The sequence below is a fragment of the Caulobacter sp. GSs2 genome, from assembly GCF_058680895.1.
Map to the genome: position 1 here is coordinate 3,358,090 of NZ_CM178725.1, position 22,749 is coordinate 3,380,838.

A 22,749-nucleotide genomic window follows, 5' to 3' on the forward strand; every position below is an offset into this window, starting at 1 on the left:
GTAACGCTCCCGGCTTCAAACGGCGGGTCTCCAGAGCGGTGGCCATCACCTGGTGGAAGCCTAGCAGAGCCCAACACTATCCGCAGCCTATGACTTTAATCGGACCCCGGGCCCGCCCTGTCTGACCTCGCCGGCTTCCAGAAAAACAACCCCGGCGCCCTCTAGCGCGCGCTGAACAGCATCAACATTGACCGCCGTACTACGCCCCGGACCTAACGGGCCTTCCATACGGCGGATCGTCGGCATGGATAGCCCCGAGGCTTCCGCCAGTTTCGGCTGACTCCAATCAACGAGCGCCCGCGCAGCCTTGATCTGTTCTGCGGTCAGCATGGGGTCATCATTTTATGATGAAATAGAAGCATTTAGTGTTGACCAAAGTGATGATTCATTGTACGAAAATGATAACCTCTGAATCAGGACTAACGCTATGGGCCAGCGCCGAAAGGCGGGCGACAGCACGCGCCTGCCTGCCATCTCACGTCGCGCCGTGATCGGCGCAAGCGCTGCGCTGCCGTTGGCGGGGCCTGCGCGAGGACTACCGGCGGTCGCCGCCGCCGACGTCCCCGCGCAGTGCGCCGATTGGATCGCTCTGGATCTGGAGATTGACCGTCTAGCCCGGCGCTGGTCCGACCTGGAGACCTTGGCGGTCCGCCAGTTCGACTACTTCAAGCTCACCCAGGCTCAGATCCGAGCCTTGCCCATGGGGCCAGAGATGGACGCCGTGGACGCTGAATGTCGGCGCCTGGGGGACGTGCGCGAGGAGGCCTTGAAGCCGCTGAGCAAGCTCACCCCTCGCACCATTCAGGACGTGTCAGCTCAGCTCGCGGTCGCCTATCGCATCATGGAATTCGAGCGTGGCGACGCCTGGCCCTTCGTTCGTAAGGCCTGGGCTTTTCTGTCCCGTTCTCGCTGTCCGGGCTGTGGCGCTGCCTATGCCGGTCTTAAGCCGGTTCAGCGATCCAGCGATTGATCGACGACTCCTGCCACCCCGTGCCTTGCGCGCTGATCCGCATCCAGAGCAGCCAGCTCTGACAGCGCCGCAGTTCGCTTAGGCGCCGTCTCGACCTACGCCTGAGCCGCCGGCAGCCTGTCTTTGCCGCCGTCAGTACGCTTCTGCCCCGCGCACCCTTGCGGGCCCGGTCAAGCGATCCGATCCTTTGGCCTAGGACGTTCCAGACCCTTCCCGTGGAGCCTGATCCGATGGCCGAGCCTGACCGAATTCTGCGCATCCGAACGGTTCTGCACCGCACGGGCCTGAGCCGATCAACCCTCTACCGAAAGATCCAGGACGGCACATTTCCCCGCCAGGTCCAGATCAGTGTCCACGGCGCCGGGTGGCGAGAGTCTATGATAGACCGGTGGATCGCTGATCCTGCGGGATTCTATACTGCACGGGATGGCTCGTAATGGAGCGGATCATGTCACGATGCAGTCGCCGTTGCGGCGTGGACATCCCTTGTCATTTTAGGCATGCTTAGCGATGTCTGTCGGCGTGAGATTCCTGACCTTTGCCGAGGTATGCGAAGCTCTGCAGATCAGCGACAAAACCGCTCGAAATCTCATTGCCGCCGGCCATCTGCCCGCGTGCAAGGTCGGCGCGCAATGGCGCATCCGTTCCGATGATTTCGAGAACTTCGGGAGGCGTGAGTGTCACTCATCAAACGCGGCGACGTCTGGTACTACACCTTTTACGTCAAGGGCCGGCGCCATCGCCGATCGACCCACTGCAAGCTCAAACGCGACGCGAAGCTTGTCGAAGAGGAACAGCGACGGAAAGCTGAGCTGGGAGCAGCACCTGGCGCGCAAGAAGACTGGAGCTTAGGCGCCGTCTCCGACCTGTTTTTCAGCGCCCGCGGCGCCCACAAGAAATCGGCCGATGACATCGCCATGCGCCTGGCGACGATGGTGCGCCTGATCGGCCGCGAGACGCCGGTCAACGAGATCGGGCCCAGGATCATCCAGACCGCCATTCAGGCTCGCCGGATGGAAAAGTCCCGGCGCGGTCGCCCGTTGGCCAATGCAACCATCAATCGGGATCTGGTCGACCAGACGCTTCGTCCCCTGCTGCGTTTTGCGTCAAACAACCTGGAGATCCCCGTTCGGCCCATCATCTGGCGGGAACTCCGACTTCCCGAGCCCCGGGGGCGAACACGAACCTTCACCGCGCAGGAGCTTGCGGCATGGCGGGGCCATCTGCCCGCCTGGTATTGGCCGGTGTTTGATTTTTTCGTGCGGTACGGCGTGCGGCTGCGGGAGGCGTTTTTCCACTGCGATGCGGTGAACCTGGAGGCGGGGGAGGTTCTTTTGCGCGCTCGCAAGGCGGGTGACGATCATGTGCTGCCGCTGCTGCCGCAGGACGTGAAGGACCTGGCCACGAGGATCGAGCGGGCCCGCGCCGCCGGCATCGCTACGCCGTGGCTGCGGGAGTTGAAGTCTGGTCGCTTGTGCCCGGTCACTCATGGCGGCTTTGCCTGGGCTTCGCGCAAGGCGCTCCGCAGGGCAGGCATTGCAAACGCCAGGCCCGCCCATGATCTGCGCCATCACGCCGCCACCGAGATCACGCGACGGGGCGGTCTGAAGGCTGCTCAGATGATTTTGGGGCACGCTTCGATTATCTCGACCCAGCGCTACGCCCATCCCAATCGCGACGACATGCTCGCCGCCCTTGGGCACAAAGTGTTCCCCAGTGAGGAGTCGGTCCAAAAAAAAGTCTATAAAAACATATCTCTAACTGGCCGCCGGCATAATTTTAAGTCCGGCGCGTCTACCATTCCGCCATATCCCTGGGTAGCGGAACGGCCTTGCGCGACTGGGGTTTCCCCGTCGAGAGCGCAGGGCGCAGCAGTCGGTGAATAACGGACGCGAATGGCGGTCCAGGACGAAAGCGGGCGTGCTAACCTCGCCTTGAGCAGGATCAAAGCCTGCCTGTCGTCATTCCGAATAGTGGCTGACGCATCCTGTCCCGGAGACCGCCGTGCGCCGCCTGTTGATCGTGAGTTTTCTACTTGTCGCGGGCTGCGCGACGTCCGGTTCGCCCGGGCCTACGCCCGCGGCGGCTGCCGCGCCCCCGGCCGTGGCGGCTGATCCGGTGACGCGGGGACGGTCACTGGTCGAGACGCGATGCGCGGCCTGCCATGCCGTCGGCCTCTCGGGGGAGAGCAGCCTTTCGCCGGCTCCGCCGTTTCGCACTCTCAGCCAGCGCTATCCGGTCGCCAACCTGCAGGAAGCCTTCGCTGAAGGGATCTCGACGGGCCACCCGCAGATGCCGCAGATCGCTTTGGAAGCCGATCAGGTCAAGGATCTGATCGCTTATCTGGAAAGCATCCAGATGCCGCCGAAGACCCGCTGATCGGCCCTCGACGCGGGGCGATCCCATGCTAGCGTCGCCGTCCTGAATCATGGACGGGGACGGAACATGCGGGTTGGGATCAAGGCTCTGGCGATCATGGGCGCGCTCTGCGCCGGCGCTTCAGCCCAGGCGGCGCAGATCGAGGCGGTCAGCGCGGCGCGGCTGCTGGACGTGGCGTCGGGCAAGTATGTCGAAAATCCGATGGTGATCGTCACTGACGGTCGCATCACGGCGGTCGGCAAGAAGGGCGAGCTGGCTGTTCCGGCCGGCGCCAAGCTGATCGATCTGCCGGGCGCAACCTTGCTGCCGGGCTTGATCGACATGCACGTCCACATTGACAGCCTGGCGGAGGTTGGGGGCTACAATAGCCTGCAATACAGCGACGCTTTCTGGAGCGTGGTCCAGACCGCCAACGCCAAGGCCACCGTCGAAGCCGGCTTCACCACCATCCGCAATCTGGGCGCCGATCGCTTCAACGACGTGGGCCTGCGCGAGGCGATCGACGGCGGCTATGTGCCTGGCCCTCGCATTGTCACCGCTGGCTATGCGATCGGCGCGACGGGCGGCCATTGCGACTCGACCTACTTCCCGGCCTCGATGGCCCAGAAGGGCCCCTATGTCGCCGACGGTCCCGATGAGGGGCGCAAGAAGGTGCGCGAGGTGCGCAAGTACGGCGCCCAGGTGATCAAGATCTGCGCCACCGGCGGGGTCTTCTCGCGCAACACCGAGCCGGGTCAGCAGCAACTGTCCCTGGCCGAGATGACCGCCATCGTCGAAGAGGCCCACATGTGGGGCCTGAAGGTCGCCGCTCACGCTCACGGCGCGGCGGGCATCAAGGACGCCATCCGAGCGGGCGTCGACACCATCGAACACGTCAGCCTGGTCGATGACGAGGGCATCAAGCTGGCCGTCCAGAAGGGCGCCTGGTTCTCGATGGACATCTACAACACCGACTACACCCAGGCCGAAGGCAAGAAGAACGGCGTGCTGGAGGACAACCTGCGCAAGGACCGCGAGATCGGCGACGTGCAGCGCGAGAACTTCCGCAAGGCGATCAAGGCGGGCGTGAAAATGGTTCTGGGCACCGACGCGGGCATCTATCCGCACGGCCAGAACGCCAAGCAGTTCGCCGTGATGGTTCGCTATGGCGCCACCCCCCTGCAGGCCATCCAGTCGGCCACGGTCAACGCCGCCCAGGCCCTGGGCCAGGAGAAGGACGTGGGCCAGGTGGCCGTGGGTCGCTACGGCGACATCATCGCCGTCAATGGCGATCCGCTGACCGACGTGACCACGCTGGAAAAGCCGGTCTTCGTGATGAAGGGCGGGGCAGTGGTGCGCCAGCCCTGAGACACTTCTGGGAAAACGGCGTCGGGATCGCTAGTTACGGGCCAACGCTCCGCCATGGAGCCGCCAGCCCGGGATGCCAGACGCCGTGATCGCCTTCGAGGCCGCTTCCAAGACCTATGCAAAAGGCGGGCACGCCGCCCTGAGCGATGTTTCGCTGTCGGTGAAGGCCGGCGAGGTGTTCGGCGTGATCGGGGCCTCGGGCGCAGGCAAGTCCACCTTGATCCGGCTGATCAACGGCTTGGAAAAGCCGACCGGGGGCCGCGTCGTGGTGGATGGCGACGATGTCGCCGCCCTGGGCGTCGAGGGCTTGCGCGCTCTGCGTCGCCGGGTGGGGATGATCTTCCAGCATTTCAACCTGCTGTCGTCCAAGACCGTGGCCGCCAATGTCGCCTTCCCACTGAAGCTGGCCGGGCGACCGGCCGCCGAGGTCAAGGCGCGCACCGCCGAGTTGCTGGCGCGGGTAGGGCTGTCTGATCACGCCGACAAGTATCCGGCCCAGCTTTCGGGTGGCCAGAAACAGCGCGTGGGCATCGCCAGGGCCCTGGCGACCGGCCCAAAGATCCTGCTGTGCGACGAGGCGACCAGCGCCCTGGATCCCGAGACCACCGAGCAGATCCTCGATCTGGTCTCCAACCTCAATCGCGAACTGGGCCTGACCATCGTGCTGATCACCCACGAGATGGATGTGGTGCGCCGCGTCTGCGACCGGGTGGCGGTGCTGGAGGCCGGGCGCGTGGTCGAGACCGGGCCGGTCGAGGACGTTTTCCTGCATCCGGCCAGCGCCACGGCCCGCCGCTTCGTGCGCGAGGCGGACGGCGAGCCCGCCGCCGACGCGGCTCTGACGGGTCGTGTGGTGCGGCTGACCTTCAAGGGCGAAGCGACCTACAAGCCGGTGCTGGGCGAGGTGGCCCGCGCCACGGGCGTCGACTATTCCATCCTCGGCGGCCGCATCCATCGCCTGCGCGAGACCCCCTATGGCCAGCTGACCCTGGCCCTGACCGGCGGCGACGTCGGTGCGGCTATCGCCCGGTTCCAGGCCGAGGGCGTGCGCGTGGATGAACTTTCCGGGGAGACTGCCCGATGAGCGTCTCGAACATAGACTGGTCCGAGATCGGCCAGGCGACCCTCGACACCCTGACCATGCTGGGGGGATCGATGGTCCTGACCGTCATCCTGGGTCTGCCGCTGGGCGTGATCCTGTTCCTGACCGGCAAGGGCCAGATGCTGGAGAACCGCGCGGCCAATGGTCTGCTGTCGCTGCTGGTCAATGTCCTGCGCTCGGTGCCGTTCGTGATCCTTCTGATCGTGATGATCCCGCTGACCGTGGCCCTGGTCGGCACGTCGCTGGGCGTGCAGGGCGCGATCCCGCCGCTGGTGGCCGGCGCCGCACCCTTCTTCGCGCGACTGGTCGAGACGGCCCTGCGCGAAGTCGACAAGGGCGTGATCGAGGCCAGCTTCGCGATGGGCGCCCGGCGTCGGCAGGTGGTACTGGGGGCTCTGCTGCCCGAGGCCATGCCGGGGATCATCGCCGCCGCGACGGTCACGGCCATCGCCCTGGTGTCCTATACCGCCATGGCCGGCGTGGTCGGGGCAGGGGGCTTGGGCGACCTGGCCATCCGCTTTGGCTATCAGCGTTTCCAGACCGACGTGATGGTCGTCACCGTGGTGCTGCTGCTGATCCTGGTGCAGGCGCTGCAGATGGTCGGCGACACGGTGGTGCGCCGGGTTTCACATCGCTAGAAGACCGCCATGACCGATAACGACATCCCCATCCTGTCCGAGCCGCCCCCAGAGCATTGGGACGAGGCCTTCGCCAAGGCCCTGATTGGCAAGACCCTGCTAGTCGGCCTGACCTTTCTCGACGACGAGGGCGAGGTCACCGAGCGCCAGCAGTTCTTCGGCGTGGTCATCGAGGCCGACGACCGTGATGGCATCTTGCTCGACCTGCTGGGCGAACACGACGGCGACACCTATGCCCTGCCGCCGCAGACATCCAATATCCTGGCCGCCGAACCGGGTGTGACGAGTCTCGAGGGCGATACGCCCGACTTCGTCGTCAACTGGGCGATCCACGGATCACCCGACGAGTCAGCCGATGACGGGCCGGCCAACGACGAAGACTAGGCCTGGTCGAACGGAAACGGTAGCCGGCCGGCCTTGAACAGGATGTCGGGGTTCTCGTCATAGTCGCCCAGCTCGACATCGGCCGAGGCGGCGAAGGCCACCACGCCCTCGCGCAGCGGGGCAAGGCGCTCAGCCTTGCGGCGCGCCTCGGCGGCGTCCTTGCAGCCGATCTGCTGCTCGGCTTTCAAGCCTTTGCCGCGCCCGGCGATATAGGCTTGCACGATGTAGACGGTTTCCTTGGCCATCCGCCACTCAGGCGGCCTGTTCGGGGCGGGGGTCAAGCTCGCTTAGGCGACGACCCCTAAGCGACGACTGGGCCGTCATAGGCCGCCCGCGCCTCGCGGATCGCCGGATGATGCGCCTCGGCCCAGCCGATCAGGGCCGCCAGTGGCTCCAGCAGGCTCTCGCCCATGCCCGACAAACGGTACTCGACGCTGGGCGGCAGGGTTGGAAACACCTGGCGGGTGATCAGGCCGTCGCGCTGCAGATCGCGCAGGGTCTGGGTCAGCATCCGCTGGCTGATATCGGGCACGGCGCGCTTGATCGCGTTGAAGCGTTGCGGACCGTCCGCCAGGACGATGATCAGAAGGGTGCTCCACTTGTCGCCCAGGTGGTCGATGACGTCGCGAACCGGGCAGGCGCCGGCCGGGACGGCCTGGCCTTGCCACTGCTTCAGGCGTTCGATCAGCTGTTGAGCGCTCATCAGGCGGTTCCCTTTTGCATACCTGGTCCCGCGAAACTGCCTCCTTCACGGGGCCAAGGCGCTTTCATATGTAGTGCAGGTCTCATTTCGAGACCAGGATTTTCAAGATGAGCTTTTCTTCCTCCAAGCTTCTCGTGACCGGCGCCGGCGGCCAACTGGGCCGTCGCGTGGTCGAACTGCTGCTGCAAGCCGGCGCCGATGTGGTGGCGACGTCGCGCGATCCGTCCAAGCTGGCCGATCTGGTCGAGCGGGGCGCCGAGGCGCGCCGGGCCGACTTTGGTGATCCCGCCTCGCTGGCCTCGGCCTTCGCCGGCGTCGACCGCCTGTTGCTGATCAGCACCGACGCCCTGGGTCAGCCGGGCCAGCGCATCGGCCAGCACCGCGCCGCCGTGGCCGCCGCCGTGGCGGCCGGCGTCAAGCACATCGTCTACACCTCGGCCCCGGCTCCGACCCCCAAGGCGGGCGGCGGCGTCATGGACGACCATTTCTGGACCGAGCAGGCGATCATCGCCTCGGGTCTGGACTGGACCCTGCTACGCCACAACCTCTATGCCGAGGTGATCCTGATGGGCGCGGCGCAGGCCGTGGCCAGCGGACAGCTGTTCACCGCCACAGGCGGTCTTGGTCGGTCCTACGTCCCCCGCGAAGACTGCGCCCGCACCGACGCCGCAGCCCTGCTGCACGCGAAGGGGCGCCAGATCCTGGACGTGACCGGGCCTGAAGCCATCACTCAGGACCAGCTTGCCGCGCTCCTGTCCGAGGTCTCGGGGCGTCCCGTCGCCCATATCGGCCTTACCGCCGAACAACTGCGCGGTGGTCTGACCGGCGCGGGTCTGCCCGACTTTGTGGCCGACATGCTGATCGACTTCGATGTCGCCGCCGCTCAGGGCTATCATGCGGTGCTCACGCCGACCGTCGAGGCGCTGACCGGGCGCAAGCCTGGGACGGTGCGCGACTTCCTGCTGGCCAACAAGGCAGCGCTGGGCTGACGAGAGCGCCAGGGTGGGGGAGGGGCAAGACTCTCCCACCCTGATCAGGAAATCTGATTTCATAAGGCTATCGAAACGGGGCAAAACCCAACTCGATTTATCGTCTTGTGGAGCCGTTCATGGTCGCCCGTCGTGCTTTTGTCGCCCTCAGCCTCGCCGCTACCGTGCTGAGCCTTGGGGCTCTCGCCGCCTGCGGCCAGAAGCCCGCCGCTTCCTCAAGCACCTCCGACACCCTGACCGTCGCCGCCACGGCTATCCCGCACGCCGAGGTGCTGGAGTTCATCAAGCCCAAGCTGGCCGAGCAGGGCCTGAAGATCGAGATCAAGGTCTTCAACGACTACGTCCAGCCCAACACCCAGGTCGCCGAGAAGCGCATCGACGTCAGCTATTTCCAGACGCTGCCGTATCTGGAGACCTTCAACAGGGACAAGGGCACGAACCTGATCGCGATCAAGGGCGTGCATATCGAGCCGATCGGCGCCTATTCGGCCAGGTACAAGTCGATCGCCGAGTTGCCGCAGGGCGCCACCGTGGCCATTCCCAATGACGCCAGCACCGAGGGCCGCGCCCTGCTGCTGCTGTCGCGCAACAACGTCATCACCCTGAAGGACCCGGCCAATCCGCTGTCGAGCCTCAAGGACATCGCCGCCAATCCCAAGGGGCTGAAGTTCAAGGAACTGGAAGGCGCGACCCTGCCGCGCGTGTTGAACCAGGTGGACCTGGCGATCATCAACACCAACTACGCCCTCGACGCCAAGCTGAACCCGTCCAAGGACGCCCTGCTGATCGAGGACAGCAAGAGCCCCTATGTGAACTATCTGGTCGGCCGGCCCGACAACAAGGACGACCCTCGCGTCCAGAAACTGGCCGCCGCCCTGACGACGCCTGAAGTGGCTGCATTCATGGCTCAGAAGTACCAAGGCGCGGTGGTGCCGGCCTTCTAGGGCTGGAGAGTGGGGCGAGCAGGCGGGTTCACAGGGAAAGCCCCGCGTCACCGCCGTCTCGTCAGCGATCGTGCCCCAGACCCTAGGGCTTGGGGACGACCCGCAGCAGCTTGCCGTCGTCCGCGTCTGTCAGCAGGTAGAGCGCGCCGTCGGGACCGACGCGAACATCGCGGATCCGCTGGTCGAGCTCCTCGAACAGCCGCTCTTCGCCGACCACCCTGTTATCCTTCAGCGTCAGGCGCGCGACGTGTTGCCCCCGCAGCGCGCCGACCAGCACGCTGCCCTTCCAGGCGGGGAACAGATCGGCCTGGTAGAAGGCCATGCCCGAAGGGGCGATGACCGGATCCCAGTAATAGACCGGCTGTTCCGTGCCAGCCTTGGCGGTGATCCCGTCGCCGATTGGTCTGCCGGAATACTCCTCGCCATAGGTGGCGGTCGGCCAGCCATAGTCCTTGCCCGACTCCGGTTTATTCAGCTCGTCGCCGCCCTTGGCGCCATGCTCCACGGTCCAGAGCCGGCCTTGGGGATCCAGCGCGGCGGCCTGAAGATTGCGGTGGCCCGAGGACCAGATCTCCGACTTTGCGCCGGCCTTGCCGACATAGGGATTGTCCGAGGGGATCGAGCCGTCGGACTTGATGCGGATCACCTTGCCCAGGGTTCCGTCCAGGCGCTGGGCCTGCATGCGGCCTTCCTGGATGGAGCGATCGCCGGTGGTGATAAACAGCGTGCCGTCCCTGGCGAAGACCAGGCGGCCGCCGAAGTGCAGGCTGGAGTTCAGCTTGGGCGTCTGGCTCCAGATCACCTGCACGCCTTCGACGCGCGGGGAGGGGCCGCTGATCAGCTTGCCGCGCGCCGCCGCCGTGCCGTTGCCGCCTTCGCCGGCCTGGGCGTAGGTCCAGTAGATTAGGCCGTTGCTGGCGAAGTTCGGATCGACCGCCACGTCCAGCAGGCCGCCCTGGCCGTTGGCGTCGACCGCAGGCAGGCCGGCCACAGGTGTCGACAGCTGGCCATCGGCGCCCACCAGGCGCAGTCGTCCGGCGCGTTCGGTGACCAGCCTGGTCCCGTCCGGCAGGAAGGCCAGACCCCAGGGGTGGTTCAGGCCGCCGACCACGGTCTCGACGCTATAGGTCACGCCCAGCGCCTGGCTGGGCGCGCGGGTCTGGCCGGCGAAGGCGGGCTTCTGGTCGGGCGCATTGGCGGCCCGGGTCTCGACCGGCGGGCTCGAACCATCCTGAGCCGCTGGGGCGTCGGGGGCGGGGCCACAGGCGCACATGACCAGGGCGAGGAGGGGGAGAAGGTGCGTTTGCATGGGGCGAACCTTAAACGAGCCGTCGGGCTCGGCAATCTCAATCCTCGACCGACCGCAGGCTTGGGTGAGCAAGGTTTGTGCAGGGCGCGGGGTGACGCCTTGCATCGCTTCGGTCATCATCGATTCTGTCGAGCGCCGCGACGTCGGAAAGCCACCAGAGCCGCATGAACGACAGTGAAATCAGGCTGGAAATCGCCACCCGCGCCGCCGGCATCGGCATATGGGACTGGGACCTGCTGACGGATCAGATCGTCTATTCGCCGGTGGCGCGCGTCATCAGCGGTTTCGATCTGGACCAGGCGATCAGCATCGAAGACGTCCGGGCCCTAACCCACTGTGAGGACAGCGGTCACGCGGCTGACATGGCGGCCAAGGCCCTGGATCCGGCGCTCCGCACACAGGTGGTCTACGAGTATCGCATCGTTCGGCCCGACGGAGCCGTGCGCAATGTGGTCGCCCATGGTGAAGCGATCTTCGCTCAGGTCGAGGGTGTCGAGCGGGCGGTGCGCTATATCGGCTCGCTGCAGGACGTCACCGAGCGCAAGCGGCTGGAGGAGGCCGAGCGCCGGGCCAGCGATCGCCTGCAACTGGCGCTGGACGCCGGCCGCATGGCGGTGTGGGACTATGATGTCGCCACCGAGTGCGTGAGTGGTTCACCTGAACTCTATCGCCTGCTGGGCTTTCCCGAGGATGCACAGCCCAGCCTCGAAGCGCTGCGTGGCGGATTCGAGCCTGAAGACGTGGGCTGCATCGCGCGAGCGGCCCAGGCGGCCTGGAAACGCGGCGAGCGTTTCCTCGAGGTCGAGTTCCGTTATCGCCGGCTGGATGGCGCCTGGTGCTGGTATCAACTGCGCGCCGAGATCAAGCTGGGCTCGACCGGATTGCGCCATACCCTGCTGGGTGTGCTGGTTGATGTCACCGAGCGCAAATCCGCCGAGGACCGCCTGCGCGACAGTGAGGCGCGCTTTCGAGGCATGGCCGATTCCGCGCCCGCGCCGATCTGGATCACCGGCATCGATGGCGGCATCGAGTTCGTCAACCAGGCCTTTGTCGAGATCGCGGGCGTAGAGGCCGGCAGCCTGCTGGGCGATGTCTGGATCCAGCTGATCCATGCTGACGACCTGATCCAGGTGGCCAGGGCCCGCATGGCCGCCCGCGAGACCCTGTCATCCTATACGTTCGAGGCGCGTTTCCAGCGGATCGACGGCGAATGTCGCTGGATGTTTGTCAGCGCCAAGCCGCGCTTTGACCCCACGGGCGGCTTTCTTGGCTATGTCGGCTTGGCCATCGATCTGACCGACTTGCGCGCCGCCGAGACCCGCCAGCGGTTGCTGATCAACGAGCTCAATCACCGGGTCAAGAACACGCTGGCCTCGGTGCAATCGATCGCCCGCCAGACCCTGCGCGAGGGCCAGACCACCGGCGCGGCGCGCGAGTTGCTGCTGGATCGGATCATGGCGATGTCTGTGGCCCACGATATCCTTACCCGCGAAAGCTGGGAGGGGGCGGCGGTGCACGATATCGTCCTCGGCGCGATCCAGCCCTTTGTCGGCCCGGACGCCGCGCGCATTCACGTCAGCGGGCCAGCCGGCCGCCTGGGGCCATCAGCCGCCCTGGCGCTCGCCCTGGCCCTGCACGAGCTGAGCACCAATGCGGTCAAGTATGGCGCGCTCTCGACCTGTGAGGGCCGCGTCGACATCGTCTGGGAGCCCAGCGAAGACGGGCGAAACGTCAAGCTGCGCTGGAAGGAGCATGGCGGTCCGCCGGTTTCGCCGCCGATCCGCAAGGGCTTTGGCTCGCGCCTGCTGGACGGCGGCTTGGCGGCCGACCTTGGCGGCCGCCCCACCTTGCTTTTCGCCCCCGACGGGGTTGAAGCGGTGGTGCCGATCGTGCTGGCGGACTAAGCTCACGGCGCTGGCAAGCCGCCGCTGTGAGGCGCGCCAATGCCGGGCTCGTGAACTGTCACACCACATTGGCCCGAGCGAACGAGGACGCCAGGCGCCGCCTCGTCTTCAGGTGACGGCGTCGATGGCCGCGTAGGCCGGCTCGCGCCAGATCTGCTTGTCGATGATCTCGGCCAGCCGGTCGACCGCGTCCCAGATATCGACGAACCGCAGGTGCAGCGGCGCGAAGCCGAAACGCATGGTGGCCGGCGCGCGGAAGTCGCCGATCACGCCGCCCGCGATCAGGGCCTTCATGATCGGATAGCCCGACGGATGGTCATAGGCGATGTGGCCGCCGCGTTCGGCGGGATCGGCCGGGCTACAGAGCACGAAGCCGGCGTCGGGCAGGCGCGCCGCCATCAAGTCCTGGAACAGTTTGCCCAGAGCCAGCGACTTGGCGCGAATGGCCGTGGTCCCGGCTCGCTCGGCCATATCGATCCCGGCTTCGGTGGCGACCATGCTGAGGATCGGCTGGGTGCCGGTCAGCATCTTGCCGATGCCCTCGGCGGGACGATAGTCGCGGTCAAAGGCGAACGGCGCGCCGTGGCCCCACCAGCCGGTCAGGGGCTGTGCCGCCGCGCCCTGGTGGCGGCTGGCGACGAACAGGAAGGCCGGGCTGCCAGGCCCGCCGTTCAGGTACTTGTAGGTGCAGCCGACGGCGAAGTCGGCGTCGCAGCCGTTCAGGTCGACCGGCATGGCGCCGGCGCTGTGACACAGGTCCCAGATCGCCAGCGCGCCGTGGGCGTGGGCCTTGGCTGTGATCCCGGCCATGTCGAGGACGTGGGCGGTCTTGTAGTGGGCCTGGGTCAGGACCACGGCGGCGACATCGTCGTCGATGGCGTCGTCGATGGCGTCCTTCTCGGCGAAGCGGATCTGGTGACCCTTGCACAAGGACTCGATCAGCCCCTGAACCATGTAGTTATTGGTCGGGAAGTTGCTGCCTTCCATGACGATCACGCGCCGATCCGGGCGCAGGGCCAGAGCGGCGGAGACGACGCGAAAGAGGTTCAGACTGGTCCCGTCTGTCAGCACGACCTCGCCCGGACCCGCGCCGATCAGGTCGGCCAGACGATCGCCGAGGCGATAGGGCAGGGCGAACCACCCGGCCTTGTTCCAGCTGGTGATCAGGCCTTCGGCCCATTCCTCCTGCGCTGACTGTGCGACGCGCGCCAGAGCGGCCCTGGGCGCGGGGCCCAGCGAGTTGCCGTTCAGATAGACCACGCCCTCGGGCAGGGCGAACTCGGCGACGAAGGCGGCCAGCGGATCGGCGGCGTCCATCGCCTCGGCGGCGGCGCGGGAGAGAGAGTCTGACATGGCCCCCGCTATAGGCGCAAAGCTGGAGGCCGTCATGCCGGAGGCTTGCCCTTGTCGGTGTCGGCGCCGGCCCAGCCGCGTTCCGAGACGTCGATCATCACGCCTTCGGGACCGGTCATCTTGTATTCGGCGTTGTCCTTGTCGGGGTTCATGCCCAGCCCCTGGGCAATGTTGACGTCGTGGCGCGGCGCGAAACCCGAGCTCTCGAACCGGTCAACGACCGCTTCGATGTCGTCGCAGCCCCTTAGGCTTGCAAGGCCAGCCTGTCCCATCGCGCCCGGATGACGTATCAGTGGCGCGTGGGCTCGGAGAGGAACGGCATGAAGGACTGGGTGATCGGCGTCATGGGCGGTTCTGGCCTGTACGACCTGGACGGGTTGTCGGATCGGCAGACCCTCCGCCTGGAGTCGCCGTGGGGCGCGCCATCCGACGATCTGGTCACCGGAACCCTTGAAGGGGTTCGCCTGGTCTTCCTGCCGCGCCACGGCCAGGGCCATCGCATTCCGCCGAGCGCGATCAATGCCCGCGCCAATATCGATGTTCTGAAGCGGGCGGGCTGTACCGACCTTGTCTCGGTTTCGGCGGTCGGCTCGCTGCGGGAAGAGCTGCCGCCAGGGACCTTCGTCGTGGTCGATCAGTTCATCGACCGGACCGTCGCGCGGCCCGCCTCCTTCTTCGGTCCGGGGCTCGTCGCCCACGTCTCGATGGCCGATCCGGTCTGTCCGAGCCTGTCGTCCGCAGCCGCGAACGCAGCGCGCGCGGCGGGCGCCGTGACGGTCGAGGGCGGCGTCTATGTCGCCATCGAAGGCCCGCAGTTCTCGACCCGCGCTGAAAGTGAGCTCTATCGCGCCTGGGGATGTTCAGTCGTCGGCATGACGGCGATGCCCGAGGCCCGCCTGGCCCGTGAGGCGGAGTTGCCCTATGCCAGCGTTTGCATGGTCACCGACTATGACTGCTGGCGGGCCAATACGGCCCATGTCGAGGTCGCCGGGATCCTGGCCACCATGAAGGCCAATGCCGAGGCGGCGCGCCGGATGCTGACCGAACTGGCGCGCGGCCTGCCGCAGGACCGGCCGGCCTCACCGATCGACACAGGCCTGAACTATGCCGTCGTTACCGATCCGGCGTCATGGGATCCGGTGCTGGCAGGCAAGCTGGCGGGGATCTGCCCGAGACGGTTCAGCCCCAGCGCGATTGGCTGAGATAGCGCCGAAGCGACGCCCCGTCATCGACGTCCTCCTGCAGCCTTAGCAGGGCGACCGGGCGGGTCCCCATGTTGGCCAAGGTGTCGGCCAGGGCCTGTTGGGTCGACCAGCGGACGCCCTCAAACGGCAGATGCATCCGTGGCCGACGGCGAAGACCGATCAGCCAATAGCCGCCATCGCGGGCCGGGCCGAACACGGCGTCGTGGGCGCCGAGCGCAGCGAAGGCCTTGGCCACGTCCTGACGTGTCACGGTCGGGGTGTCGGCGCCGAGGATGACCACCGGTCCGCGCGGCAGGGCGCGGACGACCCGTTCCAGCTTCTCACCCAGATGGCCTGGCCCCTGGGCGATCACGCGCGCCGGCGCGGCCCAGTCCGTCGGCCGGTCCGGCGAAACGGCCATCCACAGGGTCCATCGCGGGTCGCGGCCCAGGGTGCGACGCAGGCGCGCCAGAGCCGCGCGAGCGAACCGTACAGCCTCCAGGTCGCCGACATCTGCGGCGAGCCGGCGCTTGCCCACGCCGTAGCGCGGCTGCCGGGTAAACAGCACCAGATGCTGCTGGGTTGGATCAGCGCCCATAGAGCGACGCGATCCGGGCCGGGGCGACGCCCAGGAAATAGAGCGCCAGGCAGCGTAGGTTCAGGGCGCTCTGGCGGATCCAGCCACGGCGACGCCAGCGCTCGGCCGAGGTCAGGGCGGAACCGTCCAGCCGGCGAAGACGGTGGCGACCAAGGCGGCGGGCCAGGTCGACATCCTCCATCAGGGGCAGGGCGGCAAATCCCCCGATCTCGGCATAGAGGTCGCGATGGATCAGAAGGCCCTGGTCGCCATAGGGCAGGGCCAGGAGCGCGACCCTGAAGCCTACGCCCCATTCCAGCAGCCGCGCCTGCCAGGCTGAGTCGTCGAGCTTGAACCTGAAGGCCCCCGCCCATCCCCGTCTTTTAGGGTCGGCGATATGGTTCGCCAGAGCCGCCCAGGCGGGCCCGTCAAGCCGGGTGTCGGCATGCAGGAACAGCAGCCATGCACCGCTGGCGGCCTCGGCGCCGAGGGCGAGCTGATGGCCGCGCCCCGGGACCGAGTGAAGCACCCGCGCGCCATGGGCGGCTGCGCGGGCGACGGTGTCATCGACGGAGCCGCCATCCACAACGATCACCTCGCGCACCGCAGGCAGATCGACCAGGGTCCGGGCCAGGCGTTCGCCGGCATTGAGCACGGGCAGGATCACTGAGAGGTCCTCCAGCCCAGGGCCGGGTGACATCATGGCGCGCTGCAACTGGCGCCGCCCAGGACGCAAAACTGAGCGCAGAAAGGGTGGTTGAGCTGAACGGCGCCGGAGGCCTGCGCCAGGGTCTGGCCCAGTTCGAACTGGGGATCATACGGCGTCAGGGTGCAGGCGACGACGGCAGCCTCGGCCGCGTCCTTGCGGCGCACGACCATGCGGCTGGTGGCGCACATCATCTGGTCGGGCGCCCGGTCGAGAATTTGCCAGCAGGCCTCGGTGATCTCCGGCACGGCGCGGTCCGCTTCCATTTCGGGAAACAGCACCAGGGTCGATCGGTCCTCGGCGTCGACGGCCAGGCCGCGCGTGCGAAACAGGTCGCCATAGGCCTGCCGCGCGGCGGGCTCGCTCTCATCGGCCAGTCGACGACCGGCGATCGCGACGCGAAGACCTTGGTCGCCCAGCCAGTCCAGACCCTCCCAGGCCTTGTCCCAGGATCCCGTCCCGCGCTCGGCGTCGTGGACCGCTTGCGTGTGATGGTCGAGGCTGACCCGGAAGGTCAGGCGGTCGCGATGCGGCCTGGCCAGATCGCTCAGGCGCTCGCCCCAACGCAGCATCGGGCGCATGGCGTTGGTCAGGACCAGAACCTGATGGCCCGCGCCGAGGGCGGCGTCGAGCATGGCCAGGATGTCTGGGTTCATGAATGGCTCGCCGCCGGTAAAGCCGATCTCGCGGGTCGGCAGGCCGGTCTCGGCAATCTCGACCAGATAGCGGCCGACGTCTTCCAGGGTCAGATAGGCCAGGGCGTCGTTGGTCGGTGAACTCTCGATATAGCAATTGACGCAGGCGATGTTGCACAGAGACCCGGTGTTGAACCACAGGGTTTCCAGCGCGGTCTGGGCGACTCGGGCGCGCGGCGATCCATCCGCCGTGACGAGAGGATCCACGAAGCGGCCGGGCCCGGCGGCGGCGCGATGGGTTGCGAAGGGCGAGGCGGTCGACGTCATGGCGTCCTTTGTGTCAGTTTCCGGCCGTTCGTCCCAGCGCCGAGCGGGGATACCCACCAGATTCGGCTTAGGCGGTACAAAGGTTTCAACCGACCGCCTGGAAATCGGACTCTGGCGTCCCGGCGAGGTTCGTGGAACGGTTGTGAGACACAGGAGAACCATCATGCTGACGAGAGCGAAATTCGCAGGCCTAGCCTTGGCCTTGTCCCTGCTGATCCCCGTCTGGTTCCTGGTCTCCGCCCTTGGGGTGAAGTTTGGCCTTTGGTCCTGGCGTCTGGGGCTTGGTGTGCTGATCATACAGTGGGGACCGCGTCTGCTGCTGGCCACGGCCGTGATCGCCCTCGTCGCCCTGATCCTGGTCTTGATCCGCCGTCCCCGGGCCGCTTGGGCGGCGGCGCTCGTCGCCCTGATCATCCCCGCGACCGGCCTGGGCTATCTGGGCTGGGTGCGGGCCCAGGCGGCAAACATCCCGCCGATACACGACGTCGCCACCGACATTGCCGATCCGCCGGCTCCGAGCCCTAGCCTTCTGTCCCTCCGGACGGCGGCGGAGGCCAATCCCGTTGCCGACCTGCGCGCGCCCCTGGTCTCCTCAGACCCGTACCGCGATCCTCGGTTCGCCAAATATGGCAGCAAGAGCCTGGGGCAGGTCGGCCATGCGGCCTATCCGGGCCTGCGGACGGCCGCGTTCGACCAGGCGCCGACGACAACCTTCTCGGCAGCGCTCAAGGCTGCCCGGGGCATGGGCTGGGCCGTGGTAACCCAGGACCCGCAGGCCGGCGTGATCGAGGCGACGGCGGGGACCTTCTGGTTCGGTTTCAAGGATGATGTCGTCGTGCGGGTGCGTTCGGGCGCCGGGGGGCAGGGCTCCAGGATTGATGTGCGATCCATCTCGCGCGTCGGATTGAGCGATCTGGGCGCCAACGCCAAACGTATTGAAACCTATCTGGCGCGGGTTTCGGCAGGACTGAAAACCTGAGGCGGGCGCCACGACAGGGCGTCTCCTTCCGCGTTCTTGCGGCGCGGCTCGCGTGACGGCGCGGTCGGTCACCCTGGTCGGGGCGGGCCACGCCCATCTGCACGTCGTGCGGCAAGCCGCCCGGCTGCGGGCCGCAGGGCTGACGGTGACGCTGATCGCGCCCGAGCTGTTTCACTATTCGGGGCTGGCCAGCGGCGTGCTCTCCGGCGCGCTGGCGCTGGATGAGGCCCAGATCGATGTGGCGGCCCTGGCGGCGGCGTTCGGCGTCCGCCATCTGGCCCAGTCCGTCGTGGCGGTCGATCGTGCTGCACGCATCCTGACCTTGGCTGATGGCCAGACCGAAACCTATGACCGGTTGTCGCTGAATATCGGCAGCGTGGCCGCTGATCCTCACGGCCTGGTCGGCGGCCCCGGGGTCTGGCCGGTCAAGCCTCTGTCGCGGCTGTTGACCTTGCGCGCCCGGATCGAGGCGCAGGCGGCGCCGGGCGCTGCGGCGCCGCGGATCGTGGTCGCGGGGGGCGGCCATAGCGCGCTGGAAATCGCCGCCAGCCTCTGCGGCCTGGTCGAGCGGGGTGACGGTCGCCCCCTGGTCACGGTGATCGCGCCCCGCCATGGGGTCGGCCTTCCGCCCGCCGCCTGGTCCCGGCTGTCGGCGGCCCTGGCTGAGCGGGGGGTCGTTTTGCGGTCCGGCCTTGTGGTGGATCGAACCGTCGACAGCTGTCGCCTGGCCGATGGGGCGCTCCAGCCTTGTGACATCCTGGTTCTGGCGGCCGGGCTCTCAGCCCCGCCGCTGATCGGCGAACTCGGACTGCCGCTGGACGGACAGGGGCGGCTGCGGGTCATGCCGACCCTGCAGGCCATCGGCGACCCCGCCATCTTCGCCGTCGGGGACTGCGCCGTGATCGAGGGCTACACGCGGCCGGCGGCTGGCGTTTTCGGGGTTCGCGCTGCGCCAGTCCTGCTCAACAACCTGGCGGCCCAGGGTGATGACCGGCCCACCCGGCCCTACCACCCGCAGACACGCTGGCTGTCGATCATGGATCTGGGCGATGGTCGGGGCCTAGCGGTGCGCGGCCGGCTCTGGCTTCTGGGCCGGGCCTCGCTGTGGTTGAAGCGTTATCTCGACCTCGGCTTTATCCGGCGCATGCGGGCGCCGCCGGCTTCAAGACCCTAGCCACAGCCGCGCGGTCGCCGCCCATCCATCAGGCGAAATGCTTCAGGATCGCCACCAGCCTGCGTGTGCGGTCAGAGAACAGCGCCGGGGTGTACCATTGGCCGGCCAGACGTTTGCCGATCTCGCCCCGGGTGGGATAGGGCGCGATCATGCTGGTGATCTGGCTCAGCTTGAGCCCCGCCGACATCACCAGGGACCAGAGATGGATATGGTCGCCGGCCTGACGGCCCACGAGGGTGACGCCGAGGATCTTGCCCTTTTTCGTCGTGATCAGCTTGCCGAAGCCACGCGTGTCGCCCTCGGCGATAGCCCGGTCATTTTCAGCAAAGTCAAAGTGCTCGACGCGCAGGTCATCGCCATGGATCGCACGGGCCTCGGATTCGCCCAGCCCGATGGCGGCCAGTTGCGGATCGCAATAGGTGATCCGGGGCGTGTGCAGGGCGTCGGCATTGACCGGCAGGGCGAAGACAGTCCGGCGCACCACCAGCGAGGCGTGCGCGCCGGCCAGATGCGTGAACTGACCGCGACCGGCGGCGTCGCCGACCGCATAGACCCGCCGGTTGCTGCTGCGCAGGGACTTGTCGGTGATGATGCCGTTGCGGTCAGTCTCGATGCCTGCCTTGTCGAGGTCCAGTCCACTCAGGGCCGGGCGGCGCCCGACCGCGATCAAAAGGTGCGAGCCCGTGACCGTGCGGGTCTGGCCATTGGCCTCCACCTCCACCACGGGACCGGACGTGATCCGCGTGGCCCTGCAGCCGGTCATGACCTCGACGCCGTCTGCGCGGAGTTGGGCCAGAACCACGGCCGCCGCCGCCGGGTCTTCGCGCCCCAGAAGGGCATCGGCCTCGATGATCACCACCTCTGAGCCCAGTCGGCGGAAAGCCTGGCCGAGCTCGACGCCGATCGGGCCGCCGCCCAGCACGATAAGGCGTTCGGGCAGGGTCGTCAGGCCAAACAGGGTTTCATTGGTCAGGTAGGGGACGGCGTCGAGGCCGGGAATTGGCGGTACGGCGGCATGGGAGCCGGTGGCCACGATGATCTTTCGCGCCCTGACGCGCACACTATCGCTGGCGACGGTGCGATCGTCGACAAAGCGGGCGGCCTCGCGCACCACCTGCACGCCCAGCCCTTCGAAGCGCGCCTGACTGTCATTGGGCGCGATGGCCGCGATGGCGGCGTGGACATGGGCCATGACCTTGGAGAAGTCGATCGACAACTCGCCGACCCGGACGCCGAGCGCCGAGGCGGCGTGAGCCTGATGGGCGGCTTCGGCGGCTGCGATCAGCGCCTTTGAGGGAACGCAGCCATAGTTGAGGCAGTCGCCGCCCATTTCCCCCTTTTCGAACAGCACCACCTTGAGGCCCAGTTGAGCGGCCCCAGCAGCCACGGACAGGCCGCCCGAGCCCGCTCCGATGACGGCCATGTCGACCTTGAGGGTTTTGGATGTCACAGGGCGTTTCCGGTTCTGGCGCGGCGGCGTTGATAGAGGGTGGTGCCCAGCGACAGCAGGCCCAGCCCGATCAGGGGCAGGAGGACGCGGGGCTCGAAGATCGCGCCGGCGTTCGGCGTTTCGCCGCGGGCGATCAGATCGCCGATCCCGGCGCCGATGCCGCTATAGATGAAGGTGGCGGGCATGATGCCCAGGAAGGTGGCCAGGGCATAGGCCCGCAGCGGCGCATGGGCCAGGGCGGCGGCGATATTGACCAACCAGAAGGGGGCCAGCGGCACCAGCCTGAGGGTCAGGATATAGCCAAAGGCCCCGGCCTGAACGCCATCGATGACCGCCTTGAGCGTCCCTCCTGAGGCCTCGGCGCGCCGGCGCAACACCTCGCCCAGCGAGGTGCGGACCGCATAGAACACCAGAATAGCCCCGATCGTGGCGCCGACCACGGTCGCGCCGCCACCGACCCAGGGGCCAAACAGATAGCCGCCCGTGAGGGTCAGGACCAGGCCCCCGGGGAGGCTGATCGCCGTGGCCACGGCATAGACGGCCATGAAGCTGAGCAGGGCCAGGATCAGGTGTTCGCCGACAAAGGCCCGCAAGGCCGCCTCATGGGTCCGAAGCGCCTCGAAATTGAGGTAGCGGGTCACGCCGCTGGCAAACACGGCGACCACCAACACCGCGAGAAGCAACAAGGGAAGAAAGCGTCTCAGCAGGCTCATCAGCGGTTTTCCATGGCATTGATCGACCAGTTATAGGTGTCGCCGGCGATCCGGTCGACCTGGAGAAGGCGGGCCTTGAGGGGCGCTGGCGCATAGCCGGCGAGGTGGTCGATGACGCGTCGGTCAGAGCCGCCGAAATCGCTCGAATACCATTTGTAGATAGAGGACACCGTGAGCGCCGCGCCCTTGAAGGCCACGCCGCGGGGATGATTGACATAGGCGCGCGCGGCGGCGTCCAGCGCCGGACCCAGTCCCGCACCCCGCCAGGCTTTCCGTGGCAGATTAGGGCAACTGAACGAGGCGCAGTTGACCGCATAATGGACGCGCGGATCCGACCATCCCTTGCGCAGTATGCCGTGCTCGATCCCGTCCAGCGAAAGATCGACGCCGTGAACCCGGGCGAGGGTCTTCTTCCAGGGGCCGGCGACCAGCAGGGATGAGCGGATGTCGCGGATCGACTTGACCGGCCAGGCGTCGATGACCTCGCGAAGCGTCAGGGCGTTGTAGAGATTGGCCCAGAAGGCGAACTGTTCTGGCCGGCTCAGGGCTTGGGGATCCTGGGTCGACAGGTGATCGATATAGCGGCCCAACCCGTCGCGGTCAGGGTTGGAGCGACGCCAGCCGGCATAGTTGACCCGCACCACCCCGTCGCTTGAATCATGGGCCCAACGCGCCAGCAGGGTGTCAAAGGCGGCGTGGTCCACCGTGGCGCGCCCGGCTTGCCCGTTTGCGAAGACCGCCAGATTCCGGGCTGCTGCGGAACGGGCGACCAGACCCGTCGCGAGTCCGGCTCCGGCGATGATCAAGCCGCGTCTCTTCAGGTCGGCCATTCTCGGAACCTCGCAATTGCAGACCTTAGTGTCGGGTGGTGTGTGATCGCAAGGCGACGTTGCCGCTCCGGGCTGGCTCGCGGACGTTCAGGTCAGCGCTCGGCCAGGAAGACGGGGAGGGGCTCCCGTCATGTCAGGGCTTTGGGGCCCAG

25 protein-coding genes and 1 pseudogene are annotated in these 22,749 nt (G+C 67.1%); 15 read left to right on the plus strand and 11 right to left on the minus strand.

Annotation, left to right across the window (positions count from 1 at the left end; genetic code table 11):
* Positions 1 to 87: 87 nt before the first annotated feature.
* Positions 88 to 330 (minus strand): helix-turn-helix domain-containing protein, encoded by a 243-nt coding sequence (locus ACW17Z_RS16245; RefSeq protein ID WP_492056761.1) that lies wholly within the window; start codon positions 328 to 330, stop codon positions 88 to 90.
* A gap of 97 nt (positions 331 to 427) precedes the next feature.
* Between ACW17Z_RS16245 and ACW17Z_RS16250 the strand changes: the two genes are divergently transcribed.
* The 9 genes and pseudogenes from ACW17Z_RS16250 to ACW17Z_RS16290 all read left to right on the plus strand — a co-directional run bounded on the left by ACW17Z_RS16250 (position 428) and on the right by ACW17Z_RS16290 (position 6,820).
* Complete coding sequence (locus ACW17Z_RS16250) at positions 428 to 970, plus strand: hypothetical protein (RefSeq protein WP_492056762.1); 543 nt, start codon at positions 428 to 430, stop codon at positions 968 to 970.
* Positions 971 to 1,200: 230 nt separating this feature from the next.
* Positions 1,201 to 1,407 carry a helix-turn-helix transcriptional regulator gene (locus tag ACW17Z_RS16255; protein WP_492056763.1) on the plus strand — a complete coding sequence of 69 codons (207 nt, stop codon included), beginning with the start codon at positions 1,201 to 1,203 and terminating at the stop codon, positions 1,405 to 1,407.
* Between the two features lie 73 nt (positions 1,408 to 1,480).
* A pseudogene (locus tag ACW17Z_RS16260) lies at positions 1,481 to 1,576 on the plus strand (hypothetical protein); the annotation flags it as partial.
* Positions 1,577 to 1,647: 71 nt separating this feature from the next.
* Positions 1,648 to 2,856 carry a tyrosine-type recombinase/integrase gene (locus ACW17Z_RS16265; RefSeq protein WP_492056764.1) on the plus strand — a complete coding sequence of 403 codons (1,209 nt, stop codon included), beginning with the start codon at positions 1,648 to 1,650 and terminating at the stop codon, positions 2,854 to 2,856.
* Between the two features lie 118 nt (positions 2,857 to 2,974).
* Positions 2,975 to 3,349, plus strand: a complete 375-nt coding sequence (locus ACW17Z_RS16270) for a c-type cytochrome (protein WP_419320596.1) — start codon at positions 2,975 to 2,977, stop codon at positions 3,347 to 3,349.
* A 66-nt stretch (positions 3,350 to 3,415) separates the two neighbouring features.
* A complete protein-coding gene (locus tag ACW17Z_RS16275; RefSeq protein WP_492056765.1) occupies positions 3,416 to 4,696 on the plus strand; it encodes a Xaa-Pro dipeptidase in 1,281 nt (426 codons plus the stop codon).
* A 73-nt stretch (positions 4,697 to 4,769) separates the two neighbouring features.
* On the plus strand, positions 4,770 to 5,780 hold the full coding sequence (locus tag ACW17Z_RS16280; protein ID WP_492056766.1) for a methionine ABC transporter ATP-binding protein: 1,011 nt from the start codon (positions 4,770 to 4,772) through the stop codon (positions 5,778 to 5,780).
* Positions 5,777 to 6,436 carry a methionine ABC transporter permease gene (locus ACW17Z_RS16285; protein WP_492056767.1) on the plus strand — a complete coding sequence of 220 codons (660 nt, stop codon included), beginning with the start codon at positions 5,777 to 5,779 and terminating at the stop codon, positions 6,434 to 6,436. Before ACW17Z_RS16280 ends, ACW17Z_RS16285 begins: the two co-directional genes overlap by 4 nt.
* A 9-nt stretch (positions 6,437 to 6,445) precedes the next feature.
* Positions 6,446 to 6,820, plus strand: a complete 375-nt coding sequence (locus ACW17Z_RS16290) for a hypothetical protein (protein ID WP_492056768.1) — start codon at positions 6,446 to 6,448, stop codon at positions 6,818 to 6,820.
* On the opposite strand, the gene ACW17Z_RS16295 is transcribed toward ACW17Z_RS16290, so the two are convergent.
* Together ACW17Z_RS16295 and ACW17Z_RS16300 are read right to left on the minus strand one after the other, a co-directional pair.
* A complete protein-coding gene (locus ACW17Z_RS16295; RefSeq protein ID WP_156111248.1) occupies positions 6,817 to 7,065 on the minus strand; it encodes a hypothetical protein in 249 nt (82 codons plus the stop codon). The genes ACW17Z_RS16290 and ACW17Z_RS16295 overlap by 4 nt on opposite strands.
* A gap of 56 nt (positions 7,066 to 7,121) precedes the next feature.
* Positions 7,122 to 7,523, minus strand: a complete 402-nt coding sequence (locus tag ACW17Z_RS16300; RefSeq protein ID WP_492056769.1) for a winged helix-turn-helix transcriptional regulator — start codon at positions 7,521 to 7,523, stop codon at positions 7,122 to 7,124.
* Positions 7,524 to 7,630: 107 nt separating this feature from the next.
* Between ACW17Z_RS16300 and ACW17Z_RS16305 the strand changes: the two genes are divergently transcribed.
* Both ACW17Z_RS16305 and ACW17Z_RS16310 read left to right on the plus strand, forming a co-directional pair.
* Positions 7,631 to 8,512, plus strand: coding sequence for an SDR family oxidoreductase (locus ACW17Z_RS16305; protein ID WP_492056770.1), 882 nt, complete (start codon positions 7,631 to 7,633; stop codon positions 8,510 to 8,512).
* Positions 8,513 to 8,631: 119 nt separating this feature from the next.
* Positions 8,632 to 9,456 (plus strand): MetQ/NlpA family ABC transporter substrate-binding protein, encoded by an 825-nt coding sequence (locus ACW17Z_RS16310; protein ID WP_419320603.1) that lies wholly within the window; start codon positions 8,632 to 8,634, stop codon positions 9,454 to 9,456.
* Between the two features lie 82 nt (positions 9,457 to 9,538).
* On the opposite strand, the gene ACW17Z_RS16315 is transcribed toward ACW17Z_RS16310, so the two are convergent.
* Complete coding sequence (locus ACW17Z_RS16315; protein WP_492056771.1) at positions 9,539 to 10,765, minus strand: PQQ-dependent sugar dehydrogenase; 1,227 nt, start codon at positions 10,763 to 10,765, stop codon at positions 9,539 to 9,541.
* Between the two features lie 164 nt (positions 10,766 to 10,929).
* Between ACW17Z_RS16315 and ACW17Z_RS16320 the strand changes: the two genes are divergently transcribed.
* Positions 10,930 to 12,669 carry a PAS domain S-box protein gene (locus ACW17Z_RS16320; protein ID WP_492056772.1) on the plus strand — a complete coding sequence of 580 codons (1,740 nt, stop codon included), beginning with the start codon at positions 10,930 to 10,932 and terminating at the stop codon, positions 12,667 to 12,669.
* A 108-nt stretch (positions 12,670 to 12,777) separates the two neighbouring features.
* Here ACW17Z_RS16320 and kynU read toward each other — a convergent pair whose 3' ends face one another.
* A complete protein-coding gene (kynU, locus tag ACW17Z_RS16325) occupies positions 12,778 to 14,022 on the minus strand; it encodes a kynureninase (RefSeq protein WP_492056773.1) in 1,245 nt (414 codons plus the stop codon).
* A 320-nt stretch (positions 14,023 to 14,342) separates the two neighbouring features.
* Here kynU and mtnP point away from each other — a divergent pair, with 320 nt between their 5' ends.
* Positions 14,343 to 15,224 carry an S-methyl-5'-thioadenosine phosphorylase gene (gene mtnP / locus ACW17Z_RS16330; protein ID WP_492056774.1) on the plus strand — a complete coding sequence of 294 codons (882 nt, stop codon included), beginning with the start codon at positions 14,343 to 14,345 and terminating at the stop codon, positions 15,222 to 15,224.
* Here mtnP and ACW17Z_RS16335 read toward each other — a convergent pair.
* From ACW17Z_RS16335 to ACW17Z_RS16345, 3 genes are read right to left on the minus strand one after another with little or no spacing between them, the layout of a single operon-like run.
* The gene (locus tag ACW17Z_RS16335; protein ID WP_492056775.1) at positions 15,202 to 15,804 is read right to left on the minus strand and encodes a TIGR04282 family arsenosugar biosynthesis glycosyltransferase; all 603 of its coding nucleotides are present in this window, start codon (positions 15,802 to 15,804) and stop codon (positions 15,202 to 15,204) included. The genes mtnP and ACW17Z_RS16335 overlap by 23 nt on opposite strands.
* On the minus strand, positions 15,794 to 16,450 hold the full coding sequence (locus ACW17Z_RS16340; protein WP_492056776.1) for a TIGR04283 family arsenosugar biosynthesis glycosyltransferase: 657 nt from the start codon (positions 16,448 to 16,450) through the stop codon (positions 15,794 to 15,796). Before ACW17Z_RS16340 ends, ACW17Z_RS16335 begins: the two co-directional genes overlap by 11 nt.
* A gap of 32 nt (positions 16,451 to 16,482) precedes the next feature.
* Positions 16,483 to 17,451 (minus strand): radical SAM protein, encoded by a 969-nt coding sequence (locus tag ACW17Z_RS16345; protein WP_492056777.1) that lies wholly within the window; start codon positions 17,449 to 17,451, stop codon positions 16,483 to 16,485.
* Positions 17,452 to 17,614: 163 nt separating this feature from the next.
* On the opposite strand from ACW17Z_RS16345, the gene ACW17Z_RS16350 reads away from it, so the two are divergent.
* Both ACW17Z_RS16350 and ACW17Z_RS16355 read left to right on the plus strand, forming a co-directional pair.
* Positions 17,615 to 18,430, plus strand: a complete 816-nt coding sequence (locus ACW17Z_RS16350; protein WP_492056778.1) for a DUF1499 domain-containing protein — start codon at positions 17,615 to 17,617, stop codon at positions 18,428 to 18,430.
* A 52-nt stretch (positions 18,431 to 18,482) separates the two neighbouring features.
* Entirely contained in the window at positions 18,483 to 19,604 is a 1,122-nt protein-coding gene (locus ACW17Z_RS16355; protein ID WP_492056779.1) for an NAD(P)/FAD-dependent oxidoreductase, read from the plus strand.
* A 28-nt stretch (positions 19,605 to 19,632) separates the two neighbouring features.
* On the opposite strand, the gene ACW17Z_RS16360 is transcribed toward ACW17Z_RS16355, so the two are convergent.
* The 3 genes from ACW17Z_RS16360 to ACW17Z_RS16370 are packed head-to-tail and all read right to left on the minus strand — an operon-like array spanning position 19,633 to position 22,597.
* Positions 19,633 to 21,054: a dihydrolipoyl dehydrogenase family protein gene (locus tag ACW17Z_RS16360; protein WP_492056780.1), complete on the minus strand. Its 1,422-nt coding sequence runs from the start codon at positions 21,052 to 21,054 to the stop codon at positions 19,633 to 19,635.
* Positions 21,051 to 21,767 (minus strand): TVP38/TMEM64 family protein, encoded by a 717-nt coding sequence (locus tag ACW17Z_RS16365; protein ID WP_492056781.1) that lies wholly within the window; start codon positions 21,765 to 21,767, stop codon positions 21,051 to 21,053. Before ACW17Z_RS16365 ends, ACW17Z_RS16360 begins: the two co-directional genes overlap by 4 nt.
* Positions 21,767 to 22,597 carry a DUF547 domain-containing protein gene (locus ACW17Z_RS16370; protein ID WP_492056782.1) on the minus strand — a complete coding sequence of 277 codons (831 nt, stop codon included), beginning with the start codon at positions 22,595 to 22,597 and terminating at the stop codon, positions 21,767 to 21,769. The genes ACW17Z_RS16365 and ACW17Z_RS16370 overlap by 1 nt, the downstream gene beginning before the upstream one ends.
* Between the last annotated feature and the right edge of the window lie 152 nt (positions 22,598 to 22,749).

What these genes read in the sequence shown, in the direction of transcription:
- ACW17Z_RS16275 (WP_492056765.1), top strand. Translation starts at nt 3,416, where the DNA reads ATGCGGGTTGGGATCAAGGCTCTGGCGATCATGGGCGCGCTCTGCGCC.
- ACW17Z_RS16285 (WP_492056767.1), top strand. Translation starts at nt 5,777, where the DNA reads ATGAGCGTCTCGAACATAGACTGGTCCGAGATCGGCCAGGCGACCCTC.
- ACW17Z_RS16320 (WP_492056772.1), top strand. Translation starts at nt 10,930, where the DNA reads ATGAACGACAGTGAAATCAGGCTGGAAATCGCCACCCGCGCCGCCGGC.
- ACW17Z_RS16345 (WP_492056777.1), bottom strand. Translation starts at nt 17,451, where the DNA reads ATGACGTCGACCGCCTCGCCCTTCGCAACCCATCGCGCCGCCGCCGGG.
- ACW17Z_RS16245 (WP_492056761.1), bottom strand. Translation starts at nt 330, where the DNA reads ATGCTGACCGCAGAACAGATCAAGGCTGCGCGGGCGCTCGTTGATTGG.
- kynU (WP_492056773.1), bottom strand. Translation starts at nt 14,022, where the DNA reads ATGTCAGACTCTCTCTCCCGCGCCGCCGCCGAGGCGATGGACGCCGCC.
- ACW17Z_RS16310 (WP_419320603.1), top strand. Translation starts at nt 8,632, where the DNA reads ATGGTCGCCCGTCGTGCTTTTGTCGCCCTCAGCCTCGCCGCTACCGTG.
- ACW17Z_RS16250 (WP_492056762.1), top strand. Translation starts at nt 428, where the DNA reads ATGGGCCAGCGCCGAAAGGCGGGCGACAGCACGCGCCTGCCTGCCATC.
- ACW17Z_RS16305 (WP_492056770.1), top strand. Translation starts at nt 7,631, where the DNA reads ATGAGCTTTTCTTCCTCCAAGCTTCTCGTGACCGGCGCCGGCGGCCAA.
- ACW17Z_RS16255 (WP_492056763.1), top strand. Translation starts at nt 1,201, where the DNA reads ATGGCCGAGCCTGACCGAATTCTGCGCATCCGAACGGTTCTGCACCGC.
- ACW17Z_RS16335 (WP_492056775.1), bottom strand. Translation starts at nt 15,804, where the DNA reads ATGGGCGCTGATCCAACCCAGCAGCATCTGGTGCTGTTTACCCGGCAG.
- ACW17Z_RS16295 (WP_156111248.1), bottom strand. Translation starts at nt 7,065, where the DNA reads ATGGCCAAGGAAACCGTCTACATCGTGCAAGCCTATATCGCCGGGCGC.
- ACW17Z_RS16370 (WP_492056782.1), bottom strand. Translation starts at nt 22,597, where the DNA reads ATGGCCGACCTGAAGAGACGCGGCTTGATCATCGCCGGAGCCGGACTC.
- ACW17Z_RS16290 (WP_492056768.1), top strand. Translation starts at nt 6,446, where the DNA reads ATGACCGATAACGACATCCCCATCCTGTCCGAGCCGCCCCCAGAGCAT.
- ACW17Z_RS16300 (WP_492056769.1), bottom strand. Translation starts at nt 7,523, where the DNA reads ATGAGCGCTCAACAGCTGATCGAACGCCTGAAGCAGTGGCAAGGCCAG.
- mtnP (WP_492056774.1), top strand. Translation starts at nt 14,343, where the DNA reads ATGAAGGACTGGGTGATCGGCGTCATGGGCGGTTCTGGCCTGTACGAC.
- ACW17Z_RS16365 (WP_492056781.1), bottom strand. Translation starts at nt 21,767, where the DNA reads ATGAGCCTGCTGAGACGCTTTCTTCCCTTGTTGCTTCTCGCGGTGTTG.
- ACW17Z_RS16350 (WP_492056778.1), top strand. Translation starts at nt 17,615, where the DNA reads ATGCTGACGAGAGCGAAATTCGCAGGCCTAGCCTTGGCCTTGTCCCTG.
- ACW17Z_RS16315 (WP_492056771.1), bottom strand. Translation starts at nt 10,765, where the DNA reads ATGCAAACGCACCTTCTCCCCCTCCTCGCCCTGGTCATGTGCGCCTGT.
- ACW17Z_RS16280 (WP_492056766.1), top strand. Translation starts at nt 4,770, where the DNA reads ATGCCAGACGCCGTGATCGCCTTCGAGGCCGCTTCCAAGACCTATGCA.